The sequence below is a fragment of the Gordonia sp. B8661-1 genome (assembly GCF_059427765.1).
In genome coordinates, this window is record NZ_JCAHRL010000006.1 from 295,109 (window position 1) to 307,190 (window position 12,082).

The window sequence follows — 12,082 nt, forward strand, 5'->3', positions numbered from 1 at the left end:
TCATGCTGTGACGTGAAAATTCTGTGGGAGAACCGCCCGGTCAGGCGCCGAGTTGGTCGGCGAGGTCCGCGAGGTCGGTGGCGTGGAAGTCGTTTTCGGGTGAGCCGGAGTCGTCCTTCGGTTCGCCCGCCCATTCGTCGGGACGTTCGATGAACGCGGTACGCAGGCCGTAACCGCGGGCGGCGTCGAGGTCGGTCTGATGGGTCGCGACCATCATCACCTCGTGCGGCTGGCCTTCGAGGAGATCGGCGATGCCGCAATAGGTTTCGCGGGCCGGCTTATAGCGGCGCCACAGATCGGAGCCGCCGATGACATCCCAGGGGAAGTCGTTGTGCTTGGCCATGTCGGTGAGCAGTGCGACGGTCCCGTTGGACAGCGCGGCAATGATGTAGCGCTTCTTCAGCCGGTACAGTGCCGGCGAGGAGTCGGGCCAGCCGGGAATCACCCGCCACGCGCGCACGAGCCGATCCTTCTGTGCGGCATCGAGATTCACGTCGAAGAGCGCGGCCACGTCGGTGAGGGTCTCGGTCTGCAGGTCGTCGAGGCGGCGCCACGGGTACTCGCCGGATTCGACGCGCGCCATGATCGGCCCGTAGCGGCGACGCCACTCGCGGGTGAACTCTCCCGCGTCCACCGACGATCCGATGACCTCCCGGACAGCACCGGAGATCCCCGTGTGCCAATCGGTGATGGTGCCGAACGTATCGAAGGCCAGGATTCGGACGTCGTCGATAGCTGTCACGCGCCCAGCCTAGAGCCCGGTCAGATCCGTTCGGTGGCCAACTGCGGCAACGACTGCTCGGCGTCGAACTCGGCGTCCCCGTTGGACACCGGGGTGAGGGTGAGCAGACTGGCCTCCGGACGGCAGCAGAACCGTGCGGGCGCGAACGGAGAGGTGCCGAGCCCAGCGCTGACGTGCAGCTTCATCGTCGAACCCCAGTTGGAGACGCCCTTGACGCGGGAGCGGTCGATCTCGCAGTTGGTGACCAGTGCACCGACGACCGGCAGACACAGCTGTCCGCCGTGGGTGTGACCGGCGAGGACGAGGTCGTAGCCGTCGTCGGCGAACTTGTCGAGCACGCGTGGCTCCGGCGAATGGGTCAGGCCCAGACGCAGGTGGGCAAGCGGATTGGGACGGCCCGCGACGGTGTCGTAGCGGTCGCGCTCGATATGCGGGTCGTCGACGCCCGCCGCGACGACCCGGACGCCACCGACCTCCAGTTCGCGGACCGTGTGGGTGGCATCCAGCCAGCCACGCTCGGTGAATGCCGCCCGCAGGTCCTGCCAGGGCAGCGGATCACCGAAGGTCCGCGTGTGGTCGGTCTTGAAGTACTTGAGCGGATTCTTCGCCCGCGGACCGAAGTAGTCGTTCGATCCGAAGACGAACAGGCCGGGCCGGGACAGCAGACCGCCCAGCGACTGGATCACCGCGGGAACCGCCTGCGGGTGGGCCAGGTTGTCGCCGGTGTTGACGACCAGATCGGGCTCGAGGGCTTCCAGCTCCGACACCCACGCCTGCTTGAGCCGCTGGTTCGGCATCATGTGCAGATCGCTGATGTGCAAAACACGCAGCGGGGCGGTACCCGGCTCCAGCACGGCGAGCGTGTCGTGCCGCAGGGCGAACGCATTCCGCTCGATCACCGTCGAGTAGAACAGGCCCGCCGCGGCGAGTCCGGCCAGGCCGCCGGCCGCGCGGGCGGCGACCGGAGAGGAGACTCCCCGGGCGGCCAGACCTGCGGATGCGACGCGAAGCAAACGGGATGTGTCGAGCTGAGCCATCACCCCAGGATACGCACAACGTCCGTGTGGGGCACGGGCGTCGAGTCCCGCCCCGATCTCGACCCGGTGTCAGTTCCCGGGTATCTGAATGACCACGGGACCGACTCCCGGCACCTCCACGGTGGTCTCGGTCGGCTTGCCGTCACCCGCACCGCGGCCGTTGCTGACGTAGATCGTCACGGTGCTGCCGGGCATCGCCGAATCGGACGGTGCGGTGAACACCACGGTGCCCTGCTTGCGCTTGTTGTCGACATCGAGCTGATTCACCTTGAAGCCCGCGGCCTGCAGTCGCGCGGTGGCCGAACTGGCGGGCATACCGGAGACATCCGGGATGCGGCCGCGGTCGGTGCCCGACAGGTACCTGGGATCCGGCGATGGCAGATTCACCGGTCCGAAGTTCGTGGCCACCGGCTTCATGGCCTGGAACCACGTGCGGGCGGGTTCCATGCCGCCGTAGAGGTCGCCGTCACCGCAGCTACGCAGCGGACCCGAGCAGATGCCCGACGGATTGGGGCCGTCGCTGTACACGTACGCGGCGCCGGCCAGCTGGTTGGTGAAGCCGAGGAATGCCGAGGAGCGGTGCGCCTCGGTGGTTCCGGTCTTGCCAGACGAGGGCAGACTCCAGCCCATCGAGCCTGCGGCGCCGGCCGCGGTGCCGCCCGCCTGATCGTCACGGCTCATGGCGATGGCCAATGTCTGTGCCAGACCGGGTTCGACGACCTGCTCGCACTTCGGCATGCTGAACGGCACCGGGATCAGCGCGGGCTTGCCGTCCGGCGTCATCACCGGATTGCCGTACGCGTCGCGCTTGATACGGCTGATCGAATCGATGGGATTGGGTGGGCACCACACACCGCCGGAAGCGAGAGTGGCCGCGACGTTGGACAATTCCAGACCGTTCACCGGCGTCGGGCCGAGGGTGAACGAACCGAGGTTGCCCTCCTTGACGTAGGTGGCCATGCTCTTCTCGCCGAAGCCGGAGGTGCCGGGTGCGTTGTAGGAGCGCAGGCCGAGCCGCACTGCCATGTCGACCGTCGGCTTCACACCGACCTCTTGGAGGAGCTTCACGAAGGTGGTGTTCGGCGACTGCGCGAGCGCATTGGTCACCGACATCGATGCCGGGTAGCGGCCGTCGTTCTTCACACAGAAGGCTCCGGGCGGGCAGCCGAATGCCCCGCCGCTGTTGCCCATGCCGTAGACCGCGATCGAGCCGGGCACCTGGAGGTTGGTGTTGATGCCCATGCCCTTCTCCATCGCGGCGGCAACGGTGAAGATCTTGAAGACCGACCCGGCGCCGTCGCCGACGAGGGAGAACGGCTGGGGCTGCACCGTTTCCCCGGCGTTGACCTTGAGTCCGTAGTTCCGGCTCGAACCCATGGCGACGATGTCGTGGCGCTGTTTGCCGGGACGGATCGAGCTCATCACCTCGGCCACCCCGTCGGCATCCGGGCTCGACTGTGACTGCAGGGCGCGGACCGTCGACCGTTGGACGTCGGGGTCGAGGGTGGTCTTGATGATGTATCCGCCGCGCATCACCGAGTCGCGCGAGAGTCCGTTCTCGGCGAGGAACTGCAGCGCGTAGTCGCAGAGGAAGCCGTCGTTGCGCGCGGCGATGCAGCCCTGGGTCGGCAGCTTGGGCTGCGGCAGCACGCCGAGCGGCTTCGCCTTGGCGGCGATGAGTTCGTCGCGCCGATTGGGGAAGTTCTGGATCATGGTGTCCAGCACGGTGTTCCGGCGGGCGGTGGCTCCCTCGGGATTGTTGTACGGGTCGAATCCACTGCTGGACTGCACCATGCCGGCCAGCATGGCGGCCTGCTCCACCTTGAGTTCCTTGGCGTGGATGCCGAAGTACGTCTGGGCGGCGGCCTCGATGCCGTAGGAGTTGTTGCCGAACGGCACCACGTTCAGATAGCGGGTGACGATCTGCTTCTTGGCCTCCTGCTTGGCGGCTGCGTCGTCGAGACCCTTGTCGCGCTTGGCCTGATCGGTGAGCGTCTGCTCCAGAGTCATCGCCATGCGGACCTCGCGCAGCTTGCGGGCCGGGGTGGTCTCGATGGCGGCCTGCCGGTCGGCCTCGGTGCGTGCGAGGACGAGCAGCTGATAGTTCTTGATGTACTGCTGGTCGAGCGTGGAGGCGCCCTGCTGGACCTCACCCGACGACTGGTTCTTCAGCGCGGCACGGATGGTGCCCTTCCAGTCGACGCCGTCGTGTTCGAGGAAGCGGCGGTCCTCGATCGAGATGATCGCGCGGATCATGTCGGGCGAGATGTCGTTGTAGCCGACCTGATAGCGGTACTGGTCGAAGAGCAACGCGATCGGGTCGCCGCGATTGTCGGTCATCGTGGTGACCTCGGGCAGCGTCCCGTTCATGAGCTCGGACGACACGTTTTCGACGGTCGCCGCGGCGCGGTTGGACACCACGCCCAAGCCGCTGGCTACCGGGAACAGCAGACCAGCGACCAGGACACCGGCCAGCAGGCAGGCACCGGCCAGCGGCCAGATCTTCTTGGAGAGAGACGCACGCACACCGCTCAGGATACGTGTGATCGACCAGACAACGACGGTTACCGAATCGTGCCCGGCTCACACGGGGTGTCGGCGGCGCTGACCAGGGGAGATGTCGAGAGTTTGCACGGTGGTCCCATTTTCTAGGACACAGGGCTTGCGCTTACATGCACGGATCCTTAAATTGGGCACAGAATGTGACTCACCTAACATCCATGTTCGGGAGGTCGACTCGGTTACACCGGGTCCGGCGAGGGCAACGGCCCGCGACGAGGTGGCCACGTTCTTGGTCAGAAAGTCGGGGCCATGTGGAACACCATCAGTCGGTGATCCGCAGAGCGACTGGCGGTATACACGACAGATAGGGGTCGGCGGATGGCAATTGCGGCGGTTACCACCGGAGACGACGCACGACTGGCATGGGTTTCTCAGGCACGGTGCCGGGGCGGCAACCCCGACGACCTGTTCGTACGCGGAGCCGCGCAGCGAAAGGCTGCGACGATCTGCAGGCACTGCCCGGTGCAGCTCGAATGCGGGGCCGACGCCCTCGACAATCGCGTCGAGTTCGGTGTCTGGGGCGGCATGACCGAGCGTCAGCGTCGTGCACTGCTCCGGCAGCACCCCGAGGTCACCTCGTGGGCGAACTTCTTCGACGCCCAGAAGCGGCGTCACACCGCCATCGTCAGCTGACCGCCGCCTCCCCGGTCTCGATTCGCGCTCGGCCGGCGCCTCGCGCTACTCGACCAGCAGTTGTCGGGTATCCGGCTGCGCGTTGGATGCGGGTGCGTTGGATGCCGGTCGAGTAGCGCCGGACGAAGTCCGCCGCGTATCGAGACCGTAGTCGCCCATCACGATCCCGGGAGCGCTCGAGGTCAGCCGCGACCGGTGATCTGCTCGGCCACGGCCCGCAGCGCGGTCGCGTCGGCGACCTCGAACGGCAGCGACGGCACACCGACGATCGGCACCTGCGGGTGCGATGCGGTGAACCGCTGCAGGAGATGAAGTTCCCGCTTCCCGGTCTCCGCACGATTCGCGTGGACCTCCAGCACGCCGCGTGTCAGTTCGTCGGTCACCGACTCCAGTGCGGCCTCGGCGGTCGCCTCGGAGATCGAGGTGAGATTCGGATGGGTCCGATTGAGGATGAGACCGGCCAGCGGCATCTTCTCCTCGGACAACCGGTCGACGAAGAACGCCGCCTCGCGCAGCGCATCCGGTTCCGCCGCGGCAACCACGGCGAACTGCGTGCCCGGCCGCTTGAGAAGTTCGTAGGTCTTCAGCGCGCGATCCTGGAAGCCGCCGAACATCGAATCCAGCGATTGCACGAACAGCGCGACGTCACGCAGCATGTCGCCGCCGATGATCGTCGAGACGCCGCGCATCGCCATGCTCACCGCGCCGGTGACCATGCGGCCGACGCCGCGGCCGCCGCCGACGAGCACCTTCATCAGCCGCCCGGACAGGAACGATCCCAGGCGCTGCGGTGCGTCGAGGAAGTCCAGTGCGTTCCGTGACGGCGGGGTGTCGACGACGATCAGATCCCAGCGATCCTGCTCCAGCAATTTGCCGAGCTTCTCCATCGCCATGTACTCCTGCGTGCCCGAGAACGAGGACGCCATCGTCTGATAGAAGGAGTTCTCCATGATCGCCTCGGCGCGTTCCGGCGTCGAGTATTCGAGCACCATCTCGTCGAAGGTGCGCCGCATGTCGAGCATCATCGCGTCGAGCGAACCGTTTGCATCCGGCGCCAGATCCAGCGGCACCGGCTGCGGGTCGTTGGTCAGTTCGGTCATGCCCAGCGACTGTGCGAGCCGTCGCGCCGGGTCGATGGTCAGCACCGCCACCGTGCGTCCGTGCTCGGCGGCGTACATCGCCATCGCGGCGGCGGTCGTCGTCTTGCCGACTCCGCCCGCGCCACAACAGATCACGACACGGGTGGACGGATCGGTGAGGATCGAGCCCATCTTCAGGTCCAGGGACATCAGGCACCTGCCTTCTGCAAGATGTTCGCCAGGTCGTAGATCGAACCGAGATCGAGGCCGTCGCTGTATGCGGGGAGTTCGAGGGTCGGGATCTCGACGTTGTCGAGTTGGGCCTTGGCCACCTGCTGCGCCTGCAGTCGGGTGGCGTGTTCGATGGTCTCGGTGAGCAGGCCCGCGAGATCGGCCTCGCTCACCTGCATTCCCGCGGCCTCCAGATTCTGGAGGACGCGCGGCGCATCGATCTGGCCCTCGGCGATGTCGTCGACGGTGTCGATCGGCAGCAGCGTCGGGCTGACCCGGTTGATGATGAGCGTCGAGACCGTCAGGTCCTTGGCGCGCAACTCCTCGACCGCCTCGACGGTCTCCTGGATGGGCATCGCCTCGAGCAGCGTGACCAGATGGATCACGGTGTCCGGCGAGTGCAGCAGCTTCACCACGCCGTCGCTCTGGTTGCGGATGGGGCCGGTCTTCGCAAGATCGGCCATCGCCTTCGTGACGTCCAGGAAGTTGCCGATGCGGCCGGTGGGCGGCGCATCGACGACCACCGCGTCGTAGACACGGTTGCCCTGCTTGTCGGCGTGGATGATGCGTTCCTTGATCTTTCCGGTGACCAGCACGTCCCGAAGACCCGGTGCCACGGTGGTGACGAAATCGATGGCGCCGATGCGCTTCATCGCCCGTCCCGCGAAGCCCAGGTTGTAGAACATGTCGAGGTATTCGAGCAGCGCATGTTCGATGTCGATGGCCAGAGCCGACACCTCACCGCCGCCGGACGCGGTGGCGATACGGGTGTCGGTCGGCGGTAGCGGAGGAATGTCGAAGAGCTGGGCGATGCCCTGACGGCCCTCGCATTCGATCAGCAATACCTTCTTGCCGTCGGCCGCGAGGGCGAGTGCCAGTGCTGCGGCGACGGTCGTCTTACCGGTTCCGCCCTTCCCCGAGACGAAGTGCAGCCGTGCCCGACGAGCCGATTCCGGCCATTCGTTGTCGGACCAGCTGTCGGCCCCCGCCTGTGCGGCGTCGGAGGGCTCTGCATTGGTGACCACCGCATCACCTTAACCACCTTCGATCACCCGATAGGCTAGGTCCATGAGTGAAGTCACCGCCTGGGAGTACGCGACCGTTCCGTTGCTGACCCACGCCACCAAGCAGATTCTCGATCAGTGGGGCTCCGACGGATGGGAGCTCGTCAGTGTTCTGCCCGGTCCGACCGGCGAACAGCACGTCGCGTACATGAAGCGCCCGAAGGGCTGATCGCCGTGACATCCCGGACATGGTCGGCCCGCCTCGCCGAACTCGGCATCACCCTGCCGCCCGTCGCCGCACCGGTGGCCAGCTATGTGCCCGCGGTCCGCAGCGGTGCGCACGTGTACACCTCGGGGCAACTCCCGATGGTGGACGGCACGCCGTCGGCGACCGGCAAGGTGTCCGAGGGTGCGGAGGGCATCGTGCGGCCGGACGAGGCGACCGCCGCGGCCCGGCAGTGCGCGCTCAATGCACTCGCCGCGATCGATGCCCTCGTCGGCATCGATTCCGTGGTGCGCATCGTCAAGGTGGTCGGCTTCGTCGCCTCGGCTCCCGGATTCACCGGTCAGCCCGCGGTCATCAACGGCGCATCGGACGTGCTCGGCGAGATCTTCGGCGAGGCGGGTGTGCATGCACGTTCCGCCGTCGGTGTCGCCGAATTGCCGCTCGGCGCCTCCGTCGAGGTCGAGATGATCGTCGAGGTCGCCTGATCATCGGGCTCACCGCTCGCTGATGGAGATCGCACTGGCGATCGCCGCGGCGGCACTGGCGGGCTGGGTCGATGCCGTCGTCGGCGGTGGTGGTCTCGTGCTGATCCCGGCGCTGATGCTCGCGTATCCGGGCCTGGCGCCGGCCACCGCGCTGGGCACCAACAAGTTCGCCGCGGTCTTCGGCACCGCATCCGCGGCGTTGGCGTATGCGCGAAAACTGCCGGGCGCCATCGACATTCGACGTCTGGGGCCGGTGTTCGTGGCGGCGCTGTGCTTCTCGGCGTCCGGTGCGTATCTGGCGAGTTCGTTGCCGTCGTCGGTGTTCAAGCCGATCGTCCTCTGCCTACTGCTGGCGGTGGGGCTGTTCGTGGCATTCAATCCCGGATTCGCCTCTGGGGCAGCGGTTCCCAAGCCCCGCTGGTCGATCGTCGCCGGGCTCGCGGTGGCGGGCGTGGTGATCGCGTTCTACGACGGCGTGATGGGTCCGGGGACCGGCACCTTCCTGATCATCGCGCTCTCCGCGCTCGTGGGCACCAGCTTCCTGGAGAGTTCGGCGATGGCGAAGGTCATCAACACCGGTACCAATCTCGGTGCGCTCTGCGTGTTCGCATGGCAGGGGCACATCCTCTGGCTGTTGGGACTCGCGCTGGCGGCCGCGAATATCGCGGGCGCTCAACTGGGGGCGCATATGGCGCTCGGACGGGGCAGTGGTTTCGTGCGGTGGGTGTTGCTCGTGGTCGTCGTGGTGATGGTCGGCAAGCTCGGATACGATCTGGTGTTCTGACGTCGATCGACGGAGGCGTGACATGACGGACGACGGTGGTTCGGGGCTCGTCGGCCGTACCGGTGTCGTCACCATCTCCTGTGGTGGGGGTGAGGCTCTGGGTGAGGTCGAGCTGTCCTTCGCAGGCGGAACCGAACGCTTCCTCGCCGTGTCGTCGCTGCCCGTGGAAGCCGAGCGCACGATCCTGGTGATCGGTGAGCGGGCCGACCGGATCGTCGAGGTCGAGCCCTGGTTGTCGCTGCCCGGCTGAGTCGCGGAAACGGGTCGCCTACTCGAATGACAGACGGAACCCGGCCGTAGCATCAGCAGTCAAAAGTGTGACGATCCACGTCCGCTGATGATCCAGGAGGCCCGATGTTCGGCTACTACGTTCCCGAGCCAGACGAAGCCATGCTCATCTCGGGCAAGAAATCCGGTACCGAGGGCGCGCCGTTCGATGTCGTTGTCGGACACGGCAAGTGGGTCATGCCCGTGCTGCGCAAGGTGCGCTTCCTCTCGATGGCGTTGCACGAGGCGCAGATTCGCGAGATCTGTGTGACCACCCAGGGCATCCAGCTCAACGTGCGCGCCGTGATCGCGCACAAGGTCGGCGGCGACGAGCGGTCCATCGTGAACGCGGGTCAGCGATTCATCTCCGAGCAGGAGGCGGAGATGAATCAGCTGACCGGACAGATCTTCTCGGGGCATCTGCGCTCGATCGTCGGCTCGATGACGGTGGAGGAGATCATCCGCGAGCGGGACACGCTGGCACGGCAGGTGCTCGAGGCGTCGAAGCGGGAGATGGGTTCGATCGGGCTCGTCGTCGACTCCTTCCAGATCCAGTCCATCGACGACATGGATTCCGGCTACATCAACGCGCTCGCCGCCCCGAATATCGCGAAGGTGCAGCGGGAAGCCGCGGTGGAGAAGGCGCGCGCCGACCAGGAATCCGCCAAGGCCCAGCAGGAGTCCCTGCGCAATCAGGCCGACTACGAACGCGAGACATCCATCAAGCGAGCGGAGATCCGCGCCGAGACCGACAAGGCGAATGCCGAAGCGGCACAGGCGGGTCCGCTCGCCGAGGCCCGCGTCAACCAGGAGATCATCCGCGAACAGTCGGTGCTCGCCCAGGCGCAGGCCGATCTTCGGGAGCAGCAGCTGATCTCGGAGGTCGTGAAGCCGGCCGAGGCGGAGGCGCGACGCACCCAGATCATCGCCGAGGCGGAGGCCAAGGCGCTGGAGATCCAGTCGGCGGCCGCGGCGAAGAACAACCGGATCGCCCTCGATCAGCAACTCATCGAACAGCTCCCGGCGCTGGTCGGCGAGATGGCCCGCGGCCTCGGATCGTCGAACCTGACGGTCTTCAACGGCGCCGAGGGTGTCAACGAACTGATGACCGGGATCGTCACGCAGGGTGCCTCGTTGTTGAAGAGCCTGCAGAACGATCTGGCGCCGCGCGTCGTCGAGGAAACCCAAAGCCCAGCGCAATCCTGATCGTTTTCGGCGGACCGTCGGGTGGGTAGTGTCGAGCCATGAGTGACAACGGTGACGACACCCCGGTCATCGATGCCGCAGGCCATCCCGCCTACGGGATCGTTCGTGAGGTCACGCCCTTCGCATCCGTGCTGCTGTGCGACAACCCGGGCGTGATGGAACTCGACGGCACCAACACCTGGCTGCTGCGTGCGCCCGGATCGTCGGAGTGCGTCGTCGTCGATCCGGGACCGCCGAAGCACAAGGGGCACGTGAAGAAGATCGTCGCGGAGAACGACGTCGCGCTGGTTCTGATCACTCATCGCCACTTCGACCATGTGGGCGGCATCAACCGGATTCACAAGCAGAGTGGTGCGCCGGTGCGGGCGCGGCTGACGAAGCACTGCCGCGACGGCAGACCGCTGCACGACCGAGAGGTCATCGAGGTCGCGGGACTTCGCATCACCGTGTTGCACACCCCCGGCCACACCGGGGATTCGACGAGTTTCCTCGTCGAATGGAACGGACAGCGCGCGATGCTGACCGGTGACACCATCCTCGGCCGGGGCACCACGGTGCTCGATCCGTCGGACGGCAGCCTCACCGACTACCTGCACTCGCTCAATCGGCTGATCGTCGAGGGCGACGACTGCGTTCTCCTGCCGGCGCACGGTCCGGAGCATCCGCTCCTCGTTCCGGTCGCCCGCTACTACAAGGCGCACCGCGAGGAGCGGATCGATCAGATCCGCGCCGCACTCGACGATCTCGGCGTCTCACCGCACAAGGCAAAGCCGATGAAGATCGTCCGTCGCGTCTACGCCGACGTCGACAAGAAACTGTGGCCCGCCGCTCGGATGTCGGTGAAGGCGCAGCTGGAATATCTACGACATCACCACGTGTGACGTCGATACGACCGGCAGGCCTCCGCGGCGAGACTCGCTGGTCGAGTAGCCCGCGAGCGTAGCGAGTGTGCGTATCGAGACCACGCACTCCCGCGACGGTCAGCGTGCGCGCCGGGCCAGTCGCTCGGAATCGGCGATGAGCACGCTCTTGCCCTCGAGGCGAAGCCAGCCGCGCTGAGCGAAGTCGGCGAGTGCCTTGTTCACGGTTTCACGTGAAGCACCGACGAGCTGCGCGATCTCTTCCTGCGTCAGGTCGTGCGTGACGCGGAGTGCGCCGCCCTCCTGGGTCCCGAAGCGCTGAGCCAGCTGCAGCAGCTGCTTGGCGACACGGCCGGGCACGTCGGTGAAGATCAGGTCGGCGAGGTTGTTGTTGGTGCGGCGCAGACGACGGGCGAGCACCCGCAGCAGCTGCTCGGCGATCTCCGGACGATCCTTGATCCAGGCGCGCAGCGCGTCGCGGTCCATCGACACCGCGCGCACCTCGGTGACTGTCGTCGCCGACGACGTCCGGGGGCCGGGGTCGAAGATCGACAGCTCACCGAACATGTCGGACGGTCCCATGATGGTGAGGAGATTCTCGCGGCCATCCGGCGAGCGACGGCCGACCTTCACCTTGCCGGACAGGATGATGTACAGCCGGTCGCCGGGCTCGCCCTCGTGGAAGATCACGTGTCCCCGCGGGAAATCAACCGGCTGGAGCTGCTTCGTCAGTGCCGCGACGGCAGATGGCTCAACACCCTGAAATATGCCGGCCCGCGCCAGTACTTCCTCCACTAGGAACCTTTCTCGTACATTCACACTCGTGTGTTGCAAAGCTGTGGTCGACGTCGATCGTGCGCACACGTGTGCCCATGCCCTCTTGGTCGCACTGCAACGCTACCCCTCACAGTCAGCATAAGTGTTGAATGGGTCACTTGCGCCGCCGATTGACGTGAGTCGTCGGGG

General features: G+C 66.4%; 13 protein-coding genes. 7 read left to right on the plus strand and 6 right to left on the minus strand.

Going from position 1 to position 12,082, the window contains the following annotated elements:
- Positions 1-40: 40 nt before the first annotated feature.
- From AC4JJG_RS14720 to AC4JJG_RS14730, 3 genes are all read right to left on the minus strand, one after another.
- On the minus strand, positions 41-742 hold the full coding sequence (locus tag AC4JJG_RS14720) for a haloacid dehalogenase type II (RefSeq protein WP_495398157.1): 702 nt from the start codon (positions 740-742) through the stop codon (positions 41-43).
- 20 nt (positions 743-762) lie between these two features.
- The gene (locus AC4JJG_RS14725) at positions 763-1,779 is read right to left on the minus strand and encodes a metallophosphoesterase (RefSeq protein WP_495398156.1); all 1,017 of its coding nucleotides are present in this window, start codon (positions 1,777-1,779) and stop codon (positions 763-765) included.
- Between the two features lie 69 nt (positions 1,780-1,848).
- Positions 1,849-4,305 carry a penicillin-binding protein gene (locus tag AC4JJG_RS14730; RefSeq protein WP_495398155.1) on the minus strand — a complete coding sequence of 819 codons (2,457 nt, stop codon included), beginning with the start codon at positions 4,303-4,305 and terminating at the stop codon, positions 1,849-1,851.
- Positions 4,306-4,659: 354 nt separating this feature from the next.
- Between AC4JJG_RS14730 and AC4JJG_RS14735 the strand changes: the two genes are divergently transcribed.
- Complete coding sequence (locus AC4JJG_RS14735) at positions 4,660-4,974, plus strand: WhiB family transcriptional regulator (protein ID WP_495398154.1); 315 nt, start codon at positions 4,660-4,662, stop codon at positions 4,972-4,974.
- Between the two features lie 182 nt (positions 4,975-5,156).
- On the opposite strand, the gene bagB is transcribed toward AC4JJG_RS14735, so the two are convergent.
- The gene (bagB, locus tag AC4JJG_RS14740; RefSeq protein ID WP_495398153.1) at positions 5,157-6,263 is read right to left on the minus strand and encodes an ATPase BagB; all 1,107 of its coding nucleotides are present in this window, start codon (positions 6,261-6,263) and stop codon (positions 5,157-5,159) included.
- Positions 6,263-7,309: an ATPase BagA gene (gene bagA, locus AC4JJG_RS14745; protein ID WP_495398152.1), complete on the minus strand. Its 1,047-nt coding sequence runs from the start codon at positions 7,307-7,309 to the stop codon at positions 6,263-6,265. Before bagA ends, bagB begins: the two co-directional genes overlap by 1 nt.
- A gap of 43 nt (positions 7,310-7,352) precedes the next feature.
- Here bagA and sp36 point away from each other — a divergent pair, with 43 nt between their 5' ends.
- The 6 genes from sp36 (at position 7,353) to AC4JJG_RS14775 (ending at position 11,137) form a co-directional block, all read left to right on the plus strand.
- Positions 7,353-7,517, plus strand: coding sequence for a Sp36 family protein (gene sp36 / locus AC4JJG_RS14750; protein ID WP_495398151.1), 165 nt, complete (start codon positions 7,353-7,355; stop codon positions 7,515-7,517).
- A gap of 5 nt (positions 7,518-7,522) precedes the next feature.
- Positions 7,523-7,999: a RidA family protein gene (locus tag AC4JJG_RS14755; RefSeq protein ID WP_495398150.1), complete on the plus strand. Its 477-nt coding sequence runs from the start codon at positions 7,523-7,525 to the stop codon at positions 7,997-7,999.
- A gap of 22 nt (positions 8,000-8,021) precedes the next feature.
- On the plus strand, positions 8,022-8,783 hold the full coding sequence (locus AC4JJG_RS14760; RefSeq protein ID WP_495398149.1) for a sulfite exporter TauE/SafE family protein: 762 nt from the start codon (positions 8,022-8,024) through the stop codon (positions 8,781-8,783).
- A gap of 22 nt (positions 8,784-8,805) precedes the next feature.
- Complete coding sequence (locus AC4JJG_RS14765; protein WP_495398148.1) at positions 8,806-9,033, plus strand: NfeD C-terminal domain-containing protein; 228 nt, start codon at positions 8,806-8,808, stop codon at positions 9,031-9,033.
- Between the two features lie 104 nt (positions 9,034-9,137).
- Positions 9,138-10,256: a flotillin family protein gene (locus AC4JJG_RS14770; protein ID WP_495398147.1), complete on the plus strand. Its 1,119-nt coding sequence runs from the start codon at positions 9,138-9,140 to the stop codon at positions 10,254-10,256.
- 38 nt (positions 10,257-10,294) lie between these two features.
- Positions 10,295-11,137 carry an MBL fold metallo-hydrolase gene (locus AC4JJG_RS14775; RefSeq protein ID WP_495398146.1) on the plus strand — a complete coding sequence of 281 codons (843 nt, stop codon included), beginning with the start codon at positions 10,295-10,297 and terminating at the stop codon, positions 11,135-11,137.
- Between the two features lie 99 nt (positions 11,138-11,236).
- On the opposite strand, the gene AC4JJG_RS14780 is transcribed toward AC4JJG_RS14775, so the two are convergent.
- Positions 11,237-11,911, minus strand: coding sequence for a Crp/Fnr family transcriptional regulator (locus AC4JJG_RS14780; protein ID WP_005171581.1), 675 nt, complete (start codon positions 11,909-11,911; stop codon positions 11,237-11,239).
- Positions 11,912-12,082 lie beyond the last annotated feature (171 nt).